Raw genomic sequence first — 22,234 nt, 5'->3', positions numbered from 1 at the left:
TTTAAGTAGTGATTGACATCTACATCTAGTATGCCGCCGAGCAGCTGCATCGACCTCTTGATGTCGGTTAAGTTTATACCAAGTCTCTTATGATTATCCATTAAATAATTGAAGTATATCTCAGCACAGTCTTCATCGATTTCGTCGACTGATTCTACCGTTGTGTAATTGACCAAGTACCTGCTTAACAGCATGAGCAGACTTAATGCCTTTGTAGCGGAAAACGTCACATCTTTCGAACGACTCTTAAGTTCCTCTACCAACTCGTAATATTTTTTCTCTCTCACAATACTTGCCCTTTTCAATTGTGTACCCCCATTTACTAGTTCTTTTAAGAAAAGCGCAAACCTCGGTACAGCTTAATGCTCAAGCTGAATATCCGCAAAAAATAAAATATTTAAAATGAGTGCTACTTTTTATTGTAAGAATTATTTATGTAACATACAACTTTCAAAAGTTTCATTTTCATGACATGTTTAAATCAACAGAAAGTCTCTTATATACATATGTTATCGGGTAAAATCGAAGGAATGTTATGTTTTTTGTAAAATAAATGAATATATTTCTCGATATAATTTATTTTTAATCATAAATTATTACATGTTCATGACACTTATGAACCAAAAAAAAGAGGCTATTATTCGCCTCTTTATTTTTTAAGATATAGTGCTTTTAGTGCAGTCTGTAATTGAAGGTCATTTTTTTCGTATGATTTCACTTCATCCACCATTTTGTTCATCATTTCCGCTGTTTTCAAATCAATGACACCTGATTTATCGAGATTGTATGTGCTTTGGAAGGCAAGTACGGCCTTTTTCGTTTCTTCATCAAAGTATCCATCTACTCTGCCAGGGTCAAATGACAATCCCTTTAACAGCGTCTGGGCTTGTCTCACTTCTTCATTGTTCATATCAAGCTGAAGCGGTTCTTTTAGCTGAAGCGGACCTGCGGTAAAGTAATCCGGCTGATGAATCGCAATTGTCGGTACGACGCCTTTTTTGTGAATCCAATTGCCTTTTGGCGTGAGCCATTTATACAGCGTTAATTTAATATTACTTCCATCTCCCATCGGAACCGCCTGCTGCACAGTTCCTTTTCCAAAGGAGACATCACCGACAACTTCATACTTTCCGGCTTCTTTCATGGCTCCAGCAAGTATTTCCGAAGCGGAAGCACTGCCTTTATCAATTAAGACATTGACTGGGTAAGGCTTTTGTTCTTTCAGTTTTGAAAAATATCGTTTTCGGTCGCCATTCCGTTCTGCGATTTGAATATAGGGCTGATCCTTCGTAATAAAATGCTTTAAAATATCTTCCACACTTTGCAGATAGCCGCCAGGGTTTCCTCTCACATCCAGTACAAGGCCTTCTATGCCCTTTTTCTCGAGCTGTTTCAGGCTTGACGTGAAATCCTTCGCCGTATCTTCAGAGAAGCTGGAGATCGCAATATAGCCTGTTTTATGCCCATTGACCTCTTTTACAGAGGAAGTCACTGTTTCAAGCGGGATTTCCTCTCGTTTGATATGGAACGTTAGCTCTTTTTCAATCCCGTTTCGTTTAATTGTTAAGGCGACAGAAGTTCCTTTTTTCCCTCTTATTTTCAGCACAGCATCGTTTAAGCTTTTTTCTTTCATAGGTTCACCGTCAATGCTAATGACTTCATCTTTCGGCTTTAGACCCGCTTTTGCCGCAGGGGATTTTTTAAAGGCGGAGACGATAATGATCTTTCCTTCATCCATCCCCACTTCTGCCCCAATTCCCTCAAAGGAAGAATCAAGCGAATCAGAAAATTGCTTTGCGGTTTGCTTGTCCATGTATACTGAATATGGATCGTTTAACGTCGAAAGCATTCCTTGGATCGCGCCTTCAAGCAGCTTTTGCCGATCCACTTCCTCTACATATTCATTCGAAATAAGGTCATAGGCTTTCTCGATCTTTTCCATCCCATTCTCTTTCGCCTTATCACTTGATTGAGCTTGTCCAGCCATTGCAGCAGCTGCATGCGGTGACTCCGCATGAGTTCCCTCTTTATGCGTCATCACACCTGCACTTATTAAGAGAACGACACTTGCCATAATAGATGCGATTTGTTTTTTCATATTTGGCCTCCTTCTTCAACTCTTCCTGATGACCTGAGTTATTATATGCCAGAAGAAGGGATTTCATGTAAAGACATTCTCCCGTGAAGGCTTGACGAATCATTTTATTAGGTGTAATTTTTATTTTGTTATGATTGAGAAGGAGTCTTCGCTATGTATATTATCTTGACGATGCTTTTATTAGGAATTTTATTAGGTTTTGTAGGAGCAGGCGGGGCGGGATTTGTCATCGCATTGCTTACATTAATTTTTGATATCCCTATCCATACAGCACTCGGGACGTCATTAGCCGCTATGGCATTTACGACACTATCAGGTGCATATAGCCACTACAGGGAAGGGAACATTCAGTTGAAATCTGGTTTGATTGTCGGGGCTCTGGCTTGTATTGCTTCTTTTGCCGGGGCTAAGGTCGCTCCTTTTATTCCAGAAGAGAGTCTGCACTATTTAACAGCAGGGATGCTTTTTTTATCCGCTGTTTTTATGATGATCAAACTATTTGTTCTTAATGAAGAGGCTGAGCAGCAGCCGCTTTCTTCACGCCAGCTGATGACAAGAGGCATTATTTTAGGCCTTGTGTCTGGAATGCTGTCAGGCATGTTTGGTATCGGGTCTGCACCGTTTATTCAAGTAGGACTTTTGATTTTACTGAAGCTGTCGATTCGGCAAGCTGTTGGCACGACGATGCTTGTCATTATTCCGATTTCCATCGGCGGTGGAATTGGATATATTTCAGAGGGCTATGTTGATTTTATCTTGCTGATCCAAATATTAATTGGAACCGTCTTAGGCGCATTTATAGGCGCGAAATTCACACGCCTTGCACCGAAGCTCTTATTGAAATCAGCTGTTCTGTTAACACCTATTATTGCCGGGTTACTGCTGTTATTTTAATTCTATCTAGACAAAAAAAGCCGATAACGTCATGTTATCGGCTTTTTGATTAGCGGATATATTGCGCTGGATTGACTGCATTTGATTTCGCGCCATTCCATAATCCTTTATGAATTTCAAAATGAAGATGCTGACCATGCGATTGGCCGGTATTTCCCATATAGCCAAGGAATTGTCCTTGTTCAACTCTCTGTCCTGTTGACACACTTCTTGTAGACAGGTGGGCGTATACAGTTTGATATGTCTGTCCATTGATATTGTGCGTAATGAACACAACATTTCCGTAGCTAGATGAGTAGCTTGAGTTTGTGACGGTTCCAGATGCTGCTGCATAGACAGGAACTGTGCCTTTTGCTGCAATATCTAATCCGAAGTGGTTTCCGCCAGAACGTCCGCCAAAGCCAGATGAGAAACGCCCTGCAGCTGGTTTAATAAAGCCTGAGCTGTTTGCTGGTGTATCAGATACTTGATCTGAGCCGCCGCTACGAGGTGCAGGTGCATTTTTTTCAGCTGCCTGTTTTGCTTTCGCCGCTTCTTCCTTTTGACGGTGTGCTTCCTCAGACTTCACAGCCGCTTTTTGGTTCGCAAGAATTTCTTGTTCATTCTCAAGCTTGCCTAGTTCATCATGTGCATGATTTTTTTTATCTGTCACATCACCTAAGATGTGTTCTTTTTCTTTGTGCTTCTTAGATAATTCTTTTTTTAGTGCTTCTAGCTCTTTCAGAGATGTTTCAAGTCCACTTAGCTGATTATTTAGCTCTGCTTCTTTTTGCTCCACCAGCTTTAAATCATTTTCATGTTCTGTAATCATGTCTTTGTCTGCTTCGACAATCGTTGTGACAGCCCCAACACGACCGACAAAATCACTAAAGCTGCGAGCACCTAGCAGCACATCTAAATAGTTGATCGTACCGCCGCTTTTTTGCATTGAACGAATTCGGTCTTTGAATATGGCTTTTCTCTTTTCAATTCGCTCATTAATGACTTGAATGTCTTTTTTCAGCTTCTTGATCTCTTGCTTTGTTTTTTTAACTTCTTTCTCTTTTTCAGCGACTTTTTCAGTTGCAGTACTTACCTTTTGGTCAATTTGTTCAATTTCTTTCTTGAGCTTTGATTCTTTCTTTTCAAGCTTTGCCAGCTCTGACTTCTTCTTCTTCAAGTTTGATTCAGTCTTCGATGTTTTCTCTTCGATTTGTTGACGTTTTTGATCTAGGTCTTCGAATGCGAATGCACGATTCTCGTTCCCTGGAATGTATAGCCACGTTGTTCCAATAAACGCTGCCATTCCAGCCATCATCAGCTTTCTTTTCAAAACGATATTCCCCTCCCATGACAACTGTCGACATGAAGAGCCGACCGGATGAATCGGATCAACCGGTCACATCTTCTATAGAATCCTCGAGTGCTGCCATCAAAATATATTTATACTTTTAAGAATTTACGGATAGACGTTAAGCTTCCCCATACCCCAATGATTGCACCGATCACTAGCAGGATCAGTGATACTTGATAGACAAACGGGTTGTATGGAAGCATTGAAATAAATGAGCCTTGTACTCTCGGTGCGACCCAGCCCACTGCATATTGATACGTGCCAAGCAATAGAGCAATAGGTATAATGGAGCCAAATACACCAAGCAATAATCCTTCAATGAAGAATGGCCAGCGAATAAACCAGTTCGTTGCACCTACCAGCTTCATAATCTCAATTTCTTTACGTCTAGCAAAGATCGTAATTTTGATCGTATTGGAGATTAAGAACATAGCTGTAAATAACAGCCCAATAATGAGCACAATGCCGACATTACGCGCTACTCCGACTACATTAAAGAGTCGGCTGACCTCTTCTTTCCCATAGGTTACCTTATATGTACCCTTTAGGTTTTCTAATTTCTTCGCTACTTTTGGTGTATCGTGAGGATCTGTTGTTTTCACAATGAACGCATCGTTTAATGGATTTTCTTGATCAACAAGTCCCATGGATTGTCCATTTTCTCCAAAGCTTTTAATCAAAGCTTTCAGTTCGTCATCCTTAGATGAGTACTTCACATTACTGATTTCAGGAATCTTTTCAATTTCTGCTTTTAATTCATCCTGCTGCTTTTGATTCGCCGTTAATTCGATTAATACTTTTACTTCTACTTCTTTTTCAGCGTTCGATGCCATGTTATTCAAGTTGAGCATAATCACAAGGAAAACCCCAACTAAAATCAATGTGACAGTAACCGCACTAATTGATGCAAAAGTCATCCACGTGTTTCTTCCTAGTGAACGGAAGCTCTCACGTAAATGCCGCGAGAGAGTTTTAATCATAAATTCCGTACTCCCCTCTTGCTTCGTCACGCACAATCATTCCATCTTCGATTGCGATGACGCGTTTCTTCATGGTGTTTACAATTTCTTTGTTGTGTGTCGCCATAACCACTGTTGTTCCGCGGTTATTAATCTCTTCGAGCGTCTTCATGATTTCCCAGGAAGTGTCTGGATCAAGGTTTCCTGTCGGCTCATCTGCAATGACGACCTCAGGGCTATTGACGATCGACCGAGCGATAGATACACGCTGCTGTTCACCGCCAGACAGCTGGTCAGGAAATTGGCGGGCTCTGTGTTTTAGCTGGACCAGATCGAGAACGTCAAGCACTTTTTTCTTAATGATATGAGGCTGTTCACCAATTACTTCAAGAGCAAATGCAACGTTCTCAAACACAGTAAGAGTTGGAAGCAGCTTGAAATCTTGGAATACTACGCCAATTTCTCTTCTTACGTAAGGAATTTCTTTTTCCTTCATTGAACCTAAATCTTTGTTATTAATTAAGATTTGCCCTTTGGTTGGTTTCTCTTCACGATACATCATTTTGATGAAAGTGGATTTACCAGCACCACTGGGACCAACAACATACACAAACTCTCCTGGATGGATAGAGACATTGATTCCATTGATCGCCTTTACGCCATTAGGATAGATCTTGTAGACTTCCTTCATTTGAATCATGTAATCACCTAATCTTTTCTTATTCGCTGACTAACAGCTTATCATGATGTTTTGACACTTCTCGTCAAAAAACGTTATGTATGGTTACGCACATACCCTTCGATACTTACTAGCAATTTATGTCCTTTTCATCCAAAAAGATGAAAAAATTGAATCGTCTCATTTTCAACAACTCCAATTATACGTCATGAATCGACGCAATGGTATTACATTTATATTTCAAAACTTATAAATAAAAGGTAAATAGAACAATCAAAATCGAAAAACATGCCTTTATACCCTTATTTTTTAAATATAATTTAATATAATGCGTTTTCATACTATCCAAAAGTCTTTTTCTACATATAAAAAACAAAAAACCTTGTCGATTAGACAAAGGTTTTATTTTTTCTCTGCAAGCCATTTTGCTACTTCTTTTGCTTGCTTCTCATCTACCATTCCGCTTGGCATAGAGCCTTTACCGTTTTGCGCAATATCTGCGATTTGGCTTTCATTATATTTCTTCCCTACTTCTTTCAGGCTTGGTCCGCCTCCGCCAGATAGGTCTTTCCCATGACAGCCAATACAGTTTTGCTGATAGATCTCCTCACCACTGCTCACAGATGAAGCACTTTTGCTGCCTTCTTTTTCGCTGCTGCTTGAATTTCCTCCACAAGCCGCCAGAACAAGAAGCATTGATGCAAATAGCATCGTTAATCCGCTTTTTTTCATCTATTTCCCTCCCTTACAATCATTTGGTCAACGCTATTATATCCTTGTTTATGCCCTTTTAAAACCCTCACCAAGCACCTCTTTTGCATCCATTACAATGACAAATGCTGATGCATCGATTGCTTTCACCACTTGTTTCAACTTTGTGAATTGTGACTGCCCAACGACACACATCAAAATTGGGCGGTCATGATCGGTATATCCTCCGACTGCTGAGATCTTCGTCACACCGCGGTCAATTTGATCAAAAACCGCCTGTCTGACCTCATCTTCATGCCCGGTAATGATCATCGCCATTTTCGAATGACTGAAGCCAGCCTGTACCACATCAATCGTTTTACTCGAAATAAACACACCAATAACCGCGTACAGCCCCTCTTCGATTCCAAAGATTGTCATTGCAGCCAGAACAATCAAACCATCCATCATCGCTAAGCATGTGCCTAGCGTGAGTCCGGTGTACTTATTGATGATTTTGGCAGCAAGTGCCGTTCCACCTGTTGATCCATTCCCAAGGAACACGAGCCCTATACCGATTCCAATGACCACACCGCCAAAAATAGCTGCCAGCAGCGCTTCATGTGTGACAGGTGCAATATGTCTTGTGACAAACACCATGAAAGGTAAAAAAATCGAGCCAACGAGTGTTTTCACTCCAAATGTACCACCTAATAAATAAAAGCCAGCGATAAACAGCGGAATATTGAGCCCCCATTGCACATACGCTGCTTCAAAGCCGAATGACTGCATAATGGTACTAATTCCGCTCACACCGCCTGCTGCAATCTGATTCGGTAATAATAACGTATTAAATCCAATCGCCACAATGGCAGATCCGATTAAAATGAACAAATAATTTTTCACTTCGATCCAAAATTGTGAATGTCCCTGCTTCATGTCTTTCTTCCTCCGTTACTTCTGAATGCACACCTATTTTAAGCCCTCTTAAAACGATTGTAAATAACAGCCAAATGCAGTGCTAATGGATTAATACTTTATCACACAGACGGATCAGCGTACTTGCCGGTTGGCATAGGAGTAAATGATGGTATATTTAATATGTACATGAGAAAGAAGGGGCATGCGATGAAGAAAATACTGAAGATAACAGTTATGACATTACTTGCACTGATCATCTTAGCTTTTGGTGCTTTCTATACATGGAGCCGCTTTACATACGGACCATCAGAAGCATTAAAAAAACAGGTGAACATGGAGCAAGTGGAACATAAAAACGATGTTTATACATTTGAAGCATCAAAAAGTGATACTGGCATCATTCTCTATCCTGGGGCAAAGGTGGAACCACTTGCGTATACCTATATTGGGGATACGCTGATGAAAAAAGGCTACTCTGTCTTTATCCCTGACATGCCATTTTCCTTTGCGATCTTCAATCCAAACAAAGCGCAGGACATCATCAAAGATCATCAAACGATCAAACACTGGTATATTGGCGGACATTCACTTGGCGGGGCAGCTGCCGCTATGTTTGCAGAAAAAAATCAGAGCAAGCTAGATGGACTCTTTTTCCTAGCATCTTATCCAGCATCAGATGACCTGAAACAATCGTCACTAAAAGTCCTCTCTATTTCAGGTGAAAAGGATGGGCTGGCAACACAAGAGAAAATCAAAAAATCGAAAGCAAATCTGCCGTCTCAAACCGTTTATCATGAAATAAAAGGCGGGAATCATGCGCAATTTGGCATGTATGGCAAACAAAAAGGAGATCAGCCGGCGGACATTCCAGCCCTGTCGCAGCAAAATGATCTCATTCAAACAATGCTGGATTGGCTGAAGCCAGCAAAAAAGCTCCCATAATGGGAGCTTTTCATTTTTATTTTTTCGTCACTTCTAAAAATTCTTCAGCATCTGCTACAGCCAAACGAATGGCTTCTTCCCAAAATGCTTTTTGGGTAAGATCAACGCCTAGATGCTTTTTAGCTAAATCTTCCACTGTCATTGAAGCAGTATCTTTTAATAATGCAATGTATTTCTCTTCAAACGATGTACCAGCCTGCAATGCTTTTGCATAAATCCCCAACGAGAACATGTATCCAAAGGTGTATGGGAAATTATAAAATGGAACATTCGTGATATGGAAATGCAGCTTAGATGCCCAGAAATGAGGATGGTATTCATCTAATGAGTCACCAAACGCTTCCTTCTGCGCTTCGACCATCAATTCATTCAATCGGTCAGCCGGCACTTCTCCTTGTTTACGCTCTTCATAAAATCGCTGTTCAAACAAGAAACGAGATTGAATGTTCATGAAGAATGCTACACTGCGCTGCAGCTTATCCTCTAACAAGCTGAGACGCTCCTCTTCATTTGCCGCTTCTTTTAATGAAGCATCAGCTACAATCATTTCCGCGAAGGTGGACGCTGTTTCAGCTACATTCATTGCGTATTTACGATTCAGAATGCGAACATCCTGCATCACGTCCTGATGGAACGAATGACCAAGCTCATGCGCTAGTGTCGCCACATTGGATGGACTACCTGAGAAGGTCATAAAAATGCGTGATTCTCCGCTGTCAGGGAAATTTGTACAAAAGCCGCCTACCCGTTTGTTTGGACGGTCCTCAGCTTCTACCCAGCGTTCGTTAAAGGCTTTTTCTGTAAAAGCAGCGAGCTCTTCTCCAAATCCAGCGAAATGTTTCACAATAAAAGCAGCTGCTTCTTGATAAGGATAGATTTTGGTCTCACTGCCGATAGGAGCCCCAACATCGAACCAGCTCAGCTTATCCACTCCAAGCATCTCAGCTTTTCGGTGTAAATAATCAATGAATGGCTGCTTATGTCCATCAATCACAGACCACATTGTATCAAGGGTTTCTTGTTTCATACGGCAAATTTCAAGCGGCTCTTTTAAAATGTGATCCCAGCCTCTTGCTTCATACACTTGCAAACGAAAACCAGCAAGGTGATTGAGCGTACTTGCAAATAAATGTTCATCCTGCGTCCATGCATGCTCTAGGTTGTGGTAAACGGCTTTTCTGATTTCACGATCTGAATCATCCATAGCATTTTCCGCTTGGCCTACAGAGATCATCTGCGTTTCACCATGCTGTTCAAACGGAATGGTAATTTTATTCACTAAGCTGGAATAAAGCTCATCCCACGCATGGTACCCATCTACAGCAAGCTTTTGAATCAGTGTTTCTTGTTCAACAGGTAATTGATCCTTCACACGGTCTCTTCGCTCATTTAATATGTAGCGGACATCTGAAAAGGCTGCTGAATTCATCAGTTCTTCCCACTTGTTTGCAGAAATAGCAGCAAGCGCTTGATCAAATAGTGCAAGGATAGTTCCTAAATCAGCTTCTAGCTTGGCAATCGTACCTCGAAGGCTGCCTGCTTTCATATCCTTCGTATTTTGAGCTTGGAGGCAGGATACAAATGAACCTGCTTGAGACAATTTTTTATATGTAGTTTCATACGTGTCAAGGACAGACGTTAATTTGCTTTCAATGTGTGTATCTTCTTTTGAAAAGGCATCCACCTTTTGTCGTAATTCATCTAATAGCTGCTGAATGGTTTGCAGGTATGTCTTAAATTCTGGTGAAGAACTGCCTCCTTTAAAAAAGGCATCTAAATCCCACGTTTCTTGCAATGGTGTTAATCCCAAAATATTTCCCCCTTTATTTGCTAATTTCATCATACAAAGGATATAGAATCAGTATGTCGTAAGTATTCCTTTATATTCATTATATTTTCTCACAATTAAAAAAACCCGGCAAGAAGCCGAGTTTTTATGATAATTTCGAACGTAGGTATGCATCGATAAATGAATCTAAATCTCCATCCATCACCGCTTGAACATTTCCCATCTCCGTATTGGTTCGATGGTCTTTCACAAGAGAATAAGGGTGGAATACATAAGAGCGAATCTGGCTTCCCCAGCCAATTTCTTTCTGCTCTCCTCTGATTTCATCCAATTCTGCCTGCTGTTCTTCGATCCGTTTTTGATAAAGTTTCGATTTCAACATTTTCATCGCACGTTCTCTGTTTTTGATTTGTGATCTTTCTGTTTGGCACGTCACGACGACATTGGTTGGAATGTGTGTAATACGAACAGCAGAGTCCGTCGTATTAACGTGCTGTCCGCCTGCACCGCTTGCACGATACGTATCTACCTTGATATCCTCTGTGCGAATATCAATATCAATTTCTTCATTGAATTCCGGCATAACATCACATGAAACGAAGGATGTATGTCTACGGCCAGATGAATCAAAAGGAGAAATACGGACCAAACGATGGACACCTTTTTCTGCTTTTAAATAACCGTACGCATTATGCCCTTTGATCAGCAATGTCACCGACTTAATTCCTGCCTCATCACCTGGAAGGTAATCAAGCGTTTCGACCTTAAAGCCTCTGCGCTCTGCCCAGCGAGTGTACATTCTCAGAAGCATAGAACCCCAGTCCTGTGATTCGGTACCGCCTGCACCTGGGTGAAGCTCCAGAATGGCATTGTTTTTATCATAAGGTTCGCTTAAGAGAAGCTGCAGCTCAAATTCGTTAAATTGCTTCGTTAAGTTCTTCAGCTCTTTTTCAAGCTCTGCATGAAGCTCTTCGTCATAATCTTCCTTTAATAAGTCATGCGTCATTTGCAGCTCTTCATGCGATTCACTGAGCTCATGATAGGAATTCACAGAATCCTTCAGTGCATTGGCTTCATTGATAACGCCTTGAGCCTTTTGCTGATCATTCCAAAAATCAGCCTCTGACATCGTCGCTTCAAGCTCTGCGATTTTGGCTTCTTTTGTTTCTAAGTCAAAGAGACCCCCTAAAATCAGCTAGCCTGCTAGCCATATTTTCAAGCTCTTGTCTAATTTCTACTAATTCCATATCCTTCACCTCATAGATGTATGGGGGCTGACATGAATAGAAAGAGGTTTTCACCTCTTTCCATTACTTATTCTGTCTTCCCATGACAATTTTTATATTTCTTGCCGCTTCCGCAGTGACATGGAGAGTTTCGTCCAATGTCTACGACTTTACGTACCGGCTTTTTCTTCACTGTCTTCTCCTCATCGCCCTCTTGTGGCTGATGAGCCGTTGTTTGACCTTGAACCACTTCTTCGCGTTCTAGGTTGTTTTGGATTTCTGATTTCAAGACATACTTGGCCACATCATCTTCAATTGAAGCAACCATATGCTCAAACATCGCAAATCCTTCCATTTGGTATTCACGTAGCGGATTCGTTTGTGCATACGCACGTAAATGAATACCTTGACGCAGCTGATCCATTGCATCGATATGGTCCATCCACTTCGAATCCACCGCACGAAGAACGATGACTTTTTCAAATTCACGCATTTGTTCTTCGCCAAATGTTTCTTCTTTTGCATCGTATTTTTCTTTAATACGATCCATGATGAAAGTTGTGATTTCATCTGCTTCTTTACCGAAGATATCTTTGACCGTGATGGCACCTTCGTCTAAATAGTTCGTGTTGATTAATTCAACAAGACCATCTAGTTTCCATTCTTCAGGCAGCTCTTCTTTTGGCGTATAAGATCCCACAGCACGCTCAATTGAAGATTGGATCATATTGATGACAATTGATTTTAAGTTGTCGGAATCGATGACTTCAAAACGCTGTTTGTAGATCACTTCACGCTGTTGACGAAGCACATCGTCATATTGCAGAAGCTGCTTACGGGAATCAAAGTTGTTCCCCTCTACACGTTTTTGCGATGATTCAACGGCTTTAGACACCATTTTACTTTGGATTGGTGTAGAGTCATCCATGCCAAAGCGGTCAAGCATTGCCATCGTTCGCTCTGCACCAAATCGGCGCATCAATTCATCTTCCATGGATAGATAGAATTGGGTAATCCCTGGGTCTCCTTGACGTCCAGAACGTCCGCGAAGCTGGTTATCAATCCGACGTGATTCATGACGCTCTGTCCCGATAACAGCCAGACCTCCAAGTTCTTTTACACCTTCGCCAAGCTTGATGTCTGTACCACGTCCTGCCATGTTTGTCGCAATGGTCACAGCACCTTTTTGACCAGCCTCTTCAATAATTTGTGCTTCACGCTCATGGTTTTTCGCGTTTAACACTTGATGAGGAATGCCTTTATTTTTAAGCAGCTTAGAAATAAGCTCAGATGTCTCAACTGCTACTGTTCCGACAAGAACTGGCTGTCCTGTCATATAGCGCTGCGCAACATCCTCAGCCACTGCTTTAAATTTACCATCCATTGTGCGGTAAATTAAATCAGGTCGGTCATCACGAACTACTGGTTGATTGGTCGGGATTGACACAACCTGCATGTTGTAAATGTTACGGAATTCTTCTTCTTCCGTTTTTGCTGTACCAGTCATACCAGATAACTTTTCATACATACGGAAGTAGTTCTGGAACGTAATTGTTGCTAGTGTCATGCTTTCGTTCTGCACTTCAAGACCTTCTTTTGCTTCGATGGCTTGATGCAGACCTTCACTATAACGGCGTCCTTTCATTAAACGTCCTGTGAAGGAGTCAACGATGACTACTTGGCCTTCTTCTACCACGTAATCCACGTCTTTTTGCATCGCAACATGTGCTTTCAGCGCCTGAGCGATGTGATGGTTGAGCGCGACATGTTTGACATCAAACAGGTTCTCGATGCCGAATGCTTTTTCCGCCTTCGTCATTCCGCTTTCAGTCAGCTGCACACTTTTTGTTTTAATATCATACGTGAAATCATCTTCGATTTTTAATGTACGGACAAATGCATTGGCTTGTACGTAAAGCTTTGTTGATTTCGCAGCTTGTCCAGAAATAATAAGAGGTGTTCTCGCTTCATCAATTAAAATGGAGTCAACCTCATCGATCACAGCATAATGAAGTGGTCTCTGAACCATCTGCTCTTTGTAAAGCACCATGTTATCTCGTAAATAGTCAAAGCCGAGTTCATTGTTTGTTGAATACGTGATATCAGCGGCGTACGCTTCTCTTTTTTCATCTTTGTCTAAGCTGTTTAAGTTTAAGCCGACCGTTAAACCAAGGAATTCAAAAATTTTGCCCATTTCCTGCGCATCACGGCTTGCCAAATATTCGTTGACTGTCACGATGTGGACGCCTTTTCCAGAAAGAGCATTTAAGTAAACAGGCATTGTGGATGTCAATGTTTTCCCTTCACCTGTTTTCATTTCAGCGATGTTGCCTTCGTGAAGTGCGATCCCCCCCATAAGCTGCACCTTAAATGGGAACATTCCTGTTACGCGGCGGGAAGCCTCGCGAACCGTAGCAAATGCTTCAACCAACAGGTCATCCACGGATTGTCCTTTTTCAAGTTTTTCTTTAAATTCAATCGTTTTATTTCGTAAAGCCTCGTCAGATAATTTTTCAAAATCTTGAGCGAGAGCTTCGATTTCATTTGCCTTTTTTTCATATCGGCTGATCGTACGTTTCGTAGGATCAAACACTTTGTTTAAGATTCCAAGCATATAATAACGCTCCTCTATTTCATGCAATTTTTCGGCATGTCCAAAAGTTTGACAGGTCCATATTTTCCTGCATTTATCATACCATACCTTCTTTCATTTCCAAAGAATTTGCCATAATTTCGCACAAAAAACCCGCCCCTTATGAAAGGAACGGGTTTACTTTATTTAGGTTGTTTTTGAATCAGCATCTACTGATATTTAAGCGTTTGGCTCAATGAGTCCATATTTACCGTCATTTCGGCGATAAACCACATTGGTCAAATTTGTCTCAGCATTTGTGAAAACGAAGAAACTATGACCTAACATGTTCATTTGGAGAATGGCCTCTTCGCTATCCATCGGCTTTAAGTTGAAACGTTTTTGTCTGACGATTTCTGTTTCATCAATCTCTTCGTCATCTTGAACTGCTACTTCAGCCGTACCATTTCCTCCAGCAAATAAGTGCTTTTTCGCACCTTGCTCGCGGAATTTACGGTTTACTTTTGTTTTGTGCTTTCTAATTTGACGTTCTAATTTACTGGCTGCTAGGTCTACTGCATTGTACATATCCTCATTATGCACCTCAGCTCGAAGTGCTAGATCAGTCATTGGAATGGTAACCTCAACTTTAGATTCTTGATCGTTGTAAAACTTCAAGTTCACGTTGACTGAAGCATCAACATCTGTCTCAAAATAACGCTCCAGCTTTCCAATTTTTTTCTCGACATGATCTCTTAGTGCAGGTGTTACGTCGATGTTTTCTCCTCTGACATTGTAATTCATGTAAAGAACGCCTCCTTTAAAATTAAGGATATGTAAACCTATTTCTACTTTTCCCTCCTTTTCTCCTGCTCAAACGTAAAAAAAATGTGAATATTTATTGAAATTTGTCGAATTTTGCGGTGCTTCAACTGTTTCTTGATAGGTGATGAATATATATTCGTCTGATTCTTGAAAAAGACCAGCGCACATTAAATGGTAAAAGATGAAATCGATGTTTTCAGCGATTGAGACAAGGATTTTAAATCCTCCGCAGCGGCTTTCATCTCTTCATTGGCCGCTAATGATTCTTCAACAGCAGCAGACATGTATTCTGTTTCTTCTGAGTTTCGTTTCGCACCTTCTTCAATGACACCAACCGTTTGAGAAATTTCCTCTGTACTAGCAGAAATTTGTTCTGCAGTGGCTGACAGCTCTTCGGCTTTCATTGAAATATCACGAATAGATTCCAGGATTTCATGGAAGCTCTGTTCAGATAATTGTGATACTTTTACACCCTCTGCTACATCCCGCTCAACCTTCGTCATCGATTGCGATGACCTTTCTGTATCTTTGTTCACGTTCTCGAGTAATTGACTAATTTGATCTGTCAGTTGACTAGATTCTTCTGCCAGCTTCCTCACTTCATCTGCTACAACTGCAAAACCTCTTCCATGTTCTCCCGCTCTTGCTGCTTCTATGGCTGCGTTTAAAGCAAGTAAATTCGTCTGGTCAGCAATGGCATGGATATGACCTAACAGACCTTGAATGCCTGTAAACTGAGCTTGTACATTGGCCATTGTGGAATGGTGTTCATTCACAGATTCTTTAATAGAACTCATTTGTTTCACAAATTGTTGAATAAGAGCGGCACCTTCTTCAGCCTTTTCAGTCACTGAAATTGAGTGACCCGAAACATCGGACGTGTGTACAGCTGCATTTTGCATGCCAGTCGATACTTCTTGAATGGCAGAGGCGACTTTTCCGACCGCATCTGATTGTTCACGTGAAGCTTCACTGACCTGTTCGATCGAGCTAGATGTCTGCTCACTAGCCGATATCGTTTGACTGATGGTTTCCTCAAATTGAGCAGCAGAATCAGCAAGCTGTCTTGATCCGCTTTGCACCTGCAAAATAAGCTGACGCAAATGAGCCGTCATTTGATTAAAGGCTGTGCCGAGCTGGCCAATCTCATTTTTAGAGGTCACTTCAATCTCTTCAAGGGTCAGGTCACCATCTGCCATCCTTCTTGCGGCATTTGTGACAGAAACAATTGGTTTTGTCATGCGATGAACGAATCTGACACCAATCACCAGAAAGCCAACAATAATCGCTGCACTGACCAAAATGAGTGTAAGCAATAATTGATTACTATCTTGATTGAGCTGATTGATTTTTTGATCACGTTGTTTTAACTGGTTTTGAGCGAATTCTTTTGTAAAGGTATGTATTTCTTGTTCGATAGGTTGTAATTCTTGAGTGAGGCGGGTGTTGAATTCTTTTTGATTTTGCATATTTAATGAATTAAATAATCGATTCGTTGAGGTGTAGTAGAGATAATTTTTTTCTGAGATTTGATCTAATAGATTTTTTGCTTGTTTGACCGTACTTAATTTCGAAGCTTCTGTTGTTTTTTTATTAATATCTTCATATGTTTGCTCAATTTTCTGCAAATTTTCAGCATCTTGGACGACAACATATGTTTTGATCTGTGCTTCCTGCTTTTGCAGAAGCGCCTCTAATTCCAGCGAGGTCTGATAAAGCTTCACTTCCTTGCTTAATAACGCTTTATAGGATTGATCTGTTTTGTAATAGAGAAAGCTTGAGAATCCTAACATACTGACAAACAATACACATATGACAATAAGCCCAAATAAAAATTGATTTTTTAGTCTCATAATTTCCTCCGAATGGTCTGAATTGGACAAAAATTAATGAATGACATACGGCCTCATACAGGCATGTATTTCATCCATCCACTTTCTATATTCAGGTATAAAATATGATTTCAGGAATGATTGGAAGTGATTTGAAGGGAATGTATAGAAAGCTAGTATATCAAAACTTAAAAATATTTGATCAAACGAACGAATCGTTTTGGCAAAGTGTTCATTTTCAATAATTGAAAGCAGAAGGGGGTGTGTTGTGTCTAAATGAAAGAAGGCATGGATCAGATCATTAAAGATCCGATCCCCTTCTGTTTTGTCAAAATCCTTCTCAATTTCATCTAAATATTTTAGACTCTCTTCTATCGTGTATAGAAGTTCATAATATGTGGTTAATAAAATATAGTCATTTGAACGATACGCCACAGGTCTCACCTATTTATTTCCGTTTATCGTAATATACGCCGTCACTTGTTATGGGCTGGTATGGATTTTGATAATTCAGCTGTTTTGTTTTCTTTTTTTGAATGGCTTGAATATCTGCTTTTATCCCATTTTGGATAACCGTTAATTGCTTCGCCATCTCTTGATCTGTTTGTATGATTTCTCGGATTTTCTCTTTTTCTTGATCCGTCAATTCATGCTTTATATCTCTCATTAATTCGTCTCTCTCAATTAAAAAGGCATCAAAGTCTTCAACCAGTGTCTCACTTTGCGGATTTCCCGCTATTTCGGCTGCCATTTTTAATGTTTGATCATGCAGCTGGTCCACAATACTCATAGAGAGCCCCCGATAGAGTGGTGACGGCCTTTTCGATCGGTTTGAATGACTTCCTTCCACGCATCACGGAAATCAGTTACGTACTGTTCTACTTCATTCAATATCTCTTCGTCATTTTGAAGATTAGCTTCTATCAGTCTGCGATAAATGTAATCATACATACTTGCCATACTCTTTGATACGTCATAGGAACGATTTAAGGTGACATTTAATTCTTGAATAATGTTTTGAGCCTTTTTCAGGTTCAAGTTTCTCGTTTCTGCATCCTCTTTTTGAATGGCATGCTTCGCTATTCTGATGAACTTTAAGCAGCCTTCATAAAGCATAAGCGTCAACTCGGCAGGTGTTGCGGTCTCAATAGAATTTTTCTGATAGGCGGCATAAGGGTTCTGTATTGCCATATGTTATAAACCTCCAATTATTGTCCAAGCAGTTGAGAAAGGTAGCCAGATTGGTTGTTTAGCTTTTGAATTGCACTATCCATGGCATTAAACTTTTTGTAGTAACGGGCTTCAACCATTTTTAAGCGATCTTGGAATGTACTCATTCGTTTTGTCAAAGAATCAAGGTCCTTACCCAGTCCGTATTCCTTTGATTCCATTGTTGTGCTGCCAGCCTTTTTTTGAATACTTTTCGTTAAGGCTGATAAGGAATTTTTGACACGATAAATGATTCCTTGTTCTTGATATTGCTGCTGCGCTTTGTCTTTATCTTTTGAATCCACAATTAAACTACCCGAGATGAACATTTGTCTGACCTTCTCCGGGTCTTCTTCAATGGCTTTTTTTAATTTCTCTACTCCATCACTACCCTTAATAAATTCAAGCTTCCCGCCATCTTTATAGCTGGATGATGTCGAAATACCGATTTGTGTGAGTTGGATTTTATCCCCATCACTTGTCGTAATATTAGCATACAAATCACTTCTTATTTTAGAGGCACCAGATCGTAAAATGGAATCACTTCTCAGCAAGCCAGACTTCGCGGTCGTTTCCCATAGCTCTATTTCTTTTTCAGACATCGCTTTTTTCTCTTCAGCCGTTAATGGATGATAGTCTCTGTTTTTCTTTTCATTGACTTTTCCATTAATCTGCTCAACGAGTTCGTTATATTTATCAACAAATTGTTTGATTTTATCATATATGGCATCAACATCTGTTGAAACGTTTAAGCTGACGGGCTTATCTGTGGTTGCTTTAAGCTCGTACGTAATATCAGCCTGTGTGAATGTATTGTTGTTATTCTCCATTTTCAGACCATTAATCTCGTATTGCGCCTTCTGTCCTTGAGTGGTCGCAACTAATTTGTTATCTCCATCTACTTGGAATCCTAATTGCGTTAAAAATGAAGCCGAATTGCCATCAGCTGCTTTAATACTGACGCCTTCACCCGTTGTCCGAGAAGTAAGAGCAATTGTATCCACGTAGTTAGTGCCATCAGAGATTTGGCCTTTGTAAGCCGTCACACCTAATTGTGCGCTGTTCAGCTTTTTCACGATGTCATCAATTGTGTCGGTATCAGAAGTATTGATTGTCACCATTTTTGGTTTTGTCGAATCTGGTGTCGTCACTTCAAACGTAAACGTTCCGTTTGTTGGTGTAAATCCAGATGTACCAGAAGATTTGAAGACGGAAGCTGTCGCTAGCTGAGTGACATGAATAGAGCCAGAGGTCGCATTTGTTGATCCAGTTGCTGTGACAGCAGATTCATTAGAGCTTGTCACCTTTTTGGCACCATATGTGCTTGGAAGATTTAACTTTAAACTGTTGATCAAATCATCTAATTCTTTAATTTTCGAATTAACCTCGCGATAGCTGTCTCTTTGCCATTCAAGTGTTTGTTTTTGGCGCGTCATTGTATCAAGTGGTGCCTGCTCCGTTTTCATCAGCTTTGATACGATTTCATCAATATCGAACACATTTGAAAATCCAGTAATACGATTGACCATTGTTTATGTTCTCCCTTCATTTACATTCTTTTATCTACAAATAAACCGACAATTTCTGTCATTGCCGCATAGAAATCAAGCCATTCCTTGGAAGGAATTTCTCTAATAACTTCTTCTGTTTGGTTATCTACGACTTTGACATAATATTCATTGAGTTTTTCATGTAATTCAAATTGAAGATGAAATTGAGTAGGTTCAATCAGCTTGTTTGCGCCTTGAAGCGTTTTTTCAATTTCTTCTTTTGAAACAGCCCTGCCATTTGCTTGTGAGTCAGAGTTTACATTGTCATTCTGGTTATTAGAAACACGGGTTTGAAATGCATCGATAATTGGCTCTAGTGATGTCAACTTACCAACAGACATAGTTATTCAGCTCCTGTGCTTTAATCTATCTTTTATATCGGCTTTGAATTTGCAAATTAAATATAGATGGACCGATTTGTTAAAGTTTCCTATAGATCATGAACATCTGTATCGGAACGCTTTCACACGGAGAAGGACAGCTGAATGCAAAAAAATCCTCACTTTTTTTGTGAGGATAATTGAGAGAGGAGATCTAAGGATAAGCTCGCAGCACGATTGTTCTCTTCTTGAATAGACAGGTACACTTCTTTCCTGTGAATATCGATGTGCTTAGGAGCCTCAATCCCGACTTTCACTTGATCGCCCTCGATTGAAATAATCTTGACTTCAATATCATCGCCTATTTGAATTGACTGGTTTAATTTACGAGACAGCACTAACATGAGGATGCCACCTCTAACAAATGTTTTGTATGATAGGCTGAATCATGCAAAATCACCTGCTTGGCTTTCATGTTTTTCCGGTTCACAATAATAGGCGCTCTTAAATTAGCTGTTGTTTTTTCAATAGATGATTCCATTGTTAAAATAACCATTACTTCCACATCATTGGCATCTTCTACTTCCAGAATGTCTACAACCGTTTCGTCTAAATCAAATTCGTATTGATTGAAGAATAAAAACGGACTGCTGACGATAAAGCCTAATGCTGCGTTTTTCAATGATTGAAGAACTAAAAACGGAGATTCTTCTGATAAAGGCAAAATGACAAACTGTTTTTGATCCAGAAATCCTGGTATCCCGTTAGAGAAGTTGATGATTTGCTCCTCTTTGATTGTCACTTCACCATGGTATTTTGTTTGAATGATCATAATTCACGACCTTTTTCGTTTTTCTTAACTATACCTTATCACCATTTTGGCCCGTTTCGTCAACTTCTATTTTTAATTCTGGGTATTGTAACATATCAATATTGACCTTACCTGGCTGGTAGTTAACGATTGGTTTATGAGGTGTTGCCTCTATGACAGCTTTTTGCGGCTCCACATCAATTTGAAGCTCAGAAGGCTGATAGTGAATTTTCACACTAAAGAATGAAGGTATCACACCAATGGTGAATTGTTTTGCTGGAGGACTGCCGTTGATCTTGGCAAACTCAGCAATCGCATTCCCGCCATTCTCGATCTTGATAAGTTCACTTCCTTCTTCCGCTCTTCGGCCCATTCCTTCTCCAACAGCACGCTTCCCCTCAGCTGCCCATTCCTCAGAACGTCTAAAAATCGACTTGATGTCCATATCGGCAAATGCCTCGGTTTGATCAATGGTTAATTTCGATGGTGTCCTTTTGATATTCATGACAGCTCGCGGTTGCTGAATCTCAAGGTCCGCTCGTGGCTGCTCTACTTCTTGGCGAGAAGGAGTTGTCGACATTTGAAGCTTTGCATAGGTTTGCTGCATTAACAATCTAGGGATTTGCATATGTTCACCTCCATGATGCAAAAAAGCACCCTACGGATGCTTTTTATTATCTTAAGAAATCAACAAGGGATGGCTGAATGACTTTAGCTGTTGTCGCTAAAGCAGCTCTATTCACCGTCTCTTGTTGAAGAAGATCAAGAATTGCCTTTTCACTTTCAACATCTTCATTATCTGATTTAGCATTTTTCAATACTTGGTATTGTGAAGTCAAACGGCTTGCTACTAAGTCAACACGATTTGAACGCGCTCCTAGGTCAGATCGCTCAGCACTCATCACTTCTTTAAACTGATCGATACTTCCTAATGCATCATCAGAATTCGCGAATGTTCCATTTTTCAATGAATTTTCTAAATCAGTCAGCATTTCAATGACATTTTGACCGTTGGCCTGTCCACCAAACGCTGAGATTGGATTTGAGTTTACATTTAAAGTAATCCCATCAGAAATATTCGCTTGAACAGCATTCGCATCTGTATAATTTTCGAAGTTAAATGTATACGTTCCGTCTGCATTCTCAACAACTGGTTTAACATTTGTATTCGTCCCATTAAATACGAACTTACCTAGCATTTGAGTGTTCATTGCATCGATGATTTGATTTTTCATCTGACCAATTTCCACTCCGATAGCTTCTAAATCTTCTGGCTGCTTTGTTCCATTTGCCGCATCAAGCACTTTATCTCGTATATTTGACATAATATCAATGATTTCAGTGACACTTGTTTCAGATGTATCAATCCAGTTTTGTGCTTCATTTAAGTTATTTTTATATTGTTCATTTCGAAACAAGGCAGTACTATATTGAAGGCTTTTTACTGCTGCAACAGGATCATCAGACGTTTTCGTGAAACGTCTTCCTGTTTGTGCCTGCTCATTAATTTTAGAAAGTTTTTCGTAACTTTTACTAATATTTCGAAGTGAGTTTTGAGAAATCATACCTTGTGTGACTCGCATC

At 40.2% G+C, this 22,234-nt stretch carries 23 protein-coding genes; 2 read left to right on the top strand and 21 right to left on the bottom strand.

Features of this window, described 5'->3' with window-relative positions:
* Both AOQ70_RS12225 and ctpB read right to left on the bottom strand, forming a co-directional pair.
* A partial coding sequence (locus tag AOQ70_RS12225; protein WP_059376508.1) for a swarming motility protein SwrAA occupies positions 1 to 305 on the bottom strand: 305 nt, incomplete at its 3' end.
* A 344-nt stretch (positions 306 to 649) separates the two neighbouring features.
* Entirely contained in the window at positions 650 to 2,098 is a 1,449-nt protein-coding gene (ctpB, locus tag AOQ70_RS12220) for a carboxy-terminal processing protease CtpB (protein ID WP_059376506.1), read from the bottom strand.
* A 153-nt stretch (positions 2,099 to 2,251) separates the two neighbouring features.
* On the opposite strand from ctpB, the gene AOQ70_RS12215 reads away from it, so the two are divergent.
* Positions 2,252 to 2,992, top strand: a complete 741-nt coding sequence (locus AOQ70_RS12215; protein WP_024423598.1) for a sulfite exporter TauE/SafE family protein — start codon at positions 2,252 to 2,254, stop codon at positions 2,990 to 2,992.
* 49 nt (positions 2,993 to 3,041) lie between these two features.
* On the opposite strand, the gene AOQ70_RS12210 is transcribed toward AOQ70_RS12215, so the two are convergent.
* From AOQ70_RS12210 to AOQ70_RS12190, 5 genes are all read right to left on the bottom strand, one after another.
* Positions 3,042 to 4,304, bottom strand: coding sequence for a murein hydrolase activator EnvC family protein (locus AOQ70_RS12210; RefSeq protein ID WP_059376501.1), 1,263 nt, complete (start codon positions 4,302 to 4,304; stop codon positions 3,042 to 3,044).
* A 110-nt stretch (positions 4,305 to 4,414) separates the two neighbouring features.
* A complete protein-coding gene (gene ftsX, locus AOQ70_RS12205) occupies positions 4,415 to 5,305 on the bottom strand; it encodes a permease-like cell division protein FtsX (protein WP_039181755.1) in 891 nt (296 codons plus the stop codon).
* Positions 5,298 to 5,984 (bottom strand): cell division ATP-binding protein FtsE, encoded by a 687-nt coding sequence (gene ftsE / locus AOQ70_RS12200; RefSeq protein ID WP_024423601.1) that lies wholly within the window; start codon positions 5,982 to 5,984, stop codon positions 5,298 to 5,300. The genes ftsX and ftsE overlap by 8 nt, the downstream gene beginning before the upstream one ends.
* Positions 5,985 to 6,365: 381 nt before the next feature.
* Entirely contained in the window at positions 6,366 to 6,695 is a 330-nt protein-coding gene (cccB, locus tag AOQ70_RS12195; RefSeq protein WP_039181758.1) for a cytochrome c551, read from the bottom strand.
* A gap of 48 nt (positions 6,696 to 6,743) precedes the next feature.
* Positions 6,744 to 7,592: a YitT family protein gene (locus tag AOQ70_RS12190; protein WP_059376498.1), complete on the bottom strand. Its 849-nt coding sequence runs from the start codon at positions 7,590 to 7,592 to the stop codon at positions 6,744 to 6,746.
* Positions 7,593 to 7,781: 189 nt separating this feature from the next.
* Here AOQ70_RS12190 and AOQ70_RS12185 point away from each other — a divergent pair, with 189 nt between their 5' ends.
* On the top strand, positions 7,782 to 8,516 hold the full coding sequence (locus AOQ70_RS12185; RefSeq protein ID WP_059376496.1) for an alpha/beta family hydrolase: 735 nt from the start codon (positions 7,782 to 7,784) through the stop codon (positions 8,514 to 8,516).
* Between the two features lie 16 nt (positions 8,517 to 8,532).
* Here AOQ70_RS12185 and AOQ70_RS12180 read toward each other — a convergent pair whose 3' ends face one another.
* The 14 genes from AOQ70_RS12180 to flgL all read right to left on the bottom strand — a co-directional run bounded on the left by AOQ70_RS12180 (position 8,533) and on the right by flgL (position 22,233).
* Entirely contained in the window at positions 8,533 to 10,326 is a 1,794-nt protein-coding gene (locus AOQ70_RS12180; RefSeq protein WP_059376492.1) for a M3 family oligoendopeptidase, read from the bottom strand.
* A 124-nt stretch (positions 10,327 to 10,450) separates the two neighbouring features.
* Positions 10,451 to 11,552 (bottom strand): peptide chain release factor 2 gene (gene prfB, locus AOQ70_RS12175; protein ID WP_098677688.1). Its coding sequence is split into 2 segments (ribosomal slippage): positions 10,451 to 11,479 and positions 11,481 to 11,552, totalling 1,101 coding nucleotides; the frame shifts between segments, so codons are not numbered across the junction.
* A 67-nt stretch (positions 11,553 to 11,619) separates the two neighbouring features.
* Positions 11,620 to 14,145 (bottom strand): preprotein translocase subunit SecA, encoded by a 2,526-nt coding sequence (secA, locus tag AOQ70_RS12170; protein WP_034281086.1) that lies wholly within the window; start codon positions 14,143 to 14,145, stop codon positions 11,620 to 11,622.
* A 198-nt stretch (positions 14,146 to 14,343) separates the two neighbouring features.
* The gene (gene hpf, locus AOQ70_RS12165; RefSeq protein ID WP_024423608.1) at positions 14,344 to 14,907 is read right to left on the bottom strand and encodes a ribosome hibernation-promoting factor, HPF/YfiA family; all 564 of its coding nucleotides are present in this window, start codon (positions 14,905 to 14,907) and stop codon (positions 14,344 to 14,346) included.
* Between the two features lie 188 nt (positions 14,908 to 15,095).
* Positions 15,096 to 16,781 carry a methyl-accepting chemotaxis protein gene (locus tag AOQ70_RS12160; protein ID WP_047201869.1) on the bottom strand — a complete coding sequence of 562 codons (1,686 nt, stop codon included), beginning with the start codon at positions 16,779 to 16,781 and terminating at the stop codon, positions 15,096 to 15,098.
* 33 nt (positions 16,782 to 16,814) lie between these two features.
* Complete coding sequence (locus AOQ70_RS12155) at positions 16,815 to 17,195, bottom strand: hypothetical protein (RefSeq protein WP_039181775.1); 381 nt, start codon at positions 17,193 to 17,195, stop codon at positions 16,815 to 16,817.
* Between the two features lie 13 nt (positions 17,196 to 17,208).
* Positions 17,209 to 17,550 carry a flagellar protein FliT gene (locus tag AOQ70_RS12150; RefSeq protein ID WP_059376491.1) on the bottom strand — a complete coding sequence of 114 codons (342 nt, stop codon included), beginning with the start codon at positions 17,548 to 17,550 and terminating at the stop codon, positions 17,209 to 17,211.
* Complete coding sequence (gene fliS / locus AOQ70_RS12145) at positions 17,547 to 17,951, bottom strand: flagellar export chaperone FliS (protein ID WP_039181781.1); 405 nt, start codon at positions 17,949 to 17,951, stop codon at positions 17,547 to 17,549. The genes AOQ70_RS12150 and fliS overlap by 4 nt, the downstream gene beginning before the upstream one ends.
* Positions 17,952 to 17,968: 17 nt before the next feature.
* Positions 17,969 to 19,498: a flagellar hook-associated protein 2 gene (locus AOQ70_RS12140; RefSeq protein WP_059376489.1), complete on the bottom strand. Its 1,530-nt coding sequence runs from the start codon at positions 19,496 to 19,498 to the stop codon at positions 17,969 to 17,971.
* A 20-nt stretch (positions 19,499 to 19,518) separates the two neighbouring features.
* Positions 19,519 to 19,860 (bottom strand): flagellar protein FlaG, encoded by a 342-nt coding sequence (gene flaG, locus AOQ70_RS12135; RefSeq protein ID WP_039181788.1) that lies wholly within the window; start codon positions 19,858 to 19,860, stop codon positions 19,519 to 19,521.
* 158 nt (positions 19,861 to 20,018) lie between these two features.
* Positions 20,019 to 20,243: a carbon storage regulator CsrA gene (csrA, locus tag AOQ70_RS12130; protein WP_008360181.1), complete on the bottom strand. Its 225-nt coding sequence runs from the start codon at positions 20,241 to 20,243 to the stop codon at positions 20,019 to 20,021.
* The gene (gene fliW, locus AOQ70_RS12125) at positions 20,237 to 20,671 is read right to left on the bottom strand and encodes a flagellar assembly protein FliW (RefSeq protein ID WP_041088051.1); all 435 of its coding nucleotides are present in this window, start codon (positions 20,669 to 20,671) and stop codon (positions 20,237 to 20,239) included. Before fliW ends, csrA begins: the two co-directional genes overlap by 7 nt.
* Before the next feature lie 28 nt (positions 20,672 to 20,699).
* Positions 20,700 to 21,278 (bottom strand): DUF6470 family protein, encoded by a 579-nt coding sequence (locus AOQ70_RS12120; RefSeq protein ID WP_041088049.1) that lies wholly within the window; start codon positions 21,276 to 21,278, stop codon positions 20,700 to 20,702.
* Between the two features lie 46 nt (positions 21,279 to 21,324).
* Positions 21,325 to 22,233, bottom strand: coding sequence for a flagellar hook-associated protein FlgL (gene flgL, locus AOQ70_RS12115; RefSeq protein WP_058837540.1), 909 nt, complete (start codon positions 22,231 to 22,233; stop codon positions 21,325 to 21,327).
* Position 22,234 lies beyond the last annotated feature (1 nt).

It is taken from the genome of Bacillus sp. AM 13(2015) (assembly GCF_001518755.1).
GTDB lineage: Bacteria > Bacillota > Bacilli > Bacillales > Bacillaceae > Bacillus > Bacillus safensis.
The sequence above is the reverse complement of the archived record's forward strand: the minus strand, read 5'-3'. Positions and strand labels throughout refer to the sequence as shown.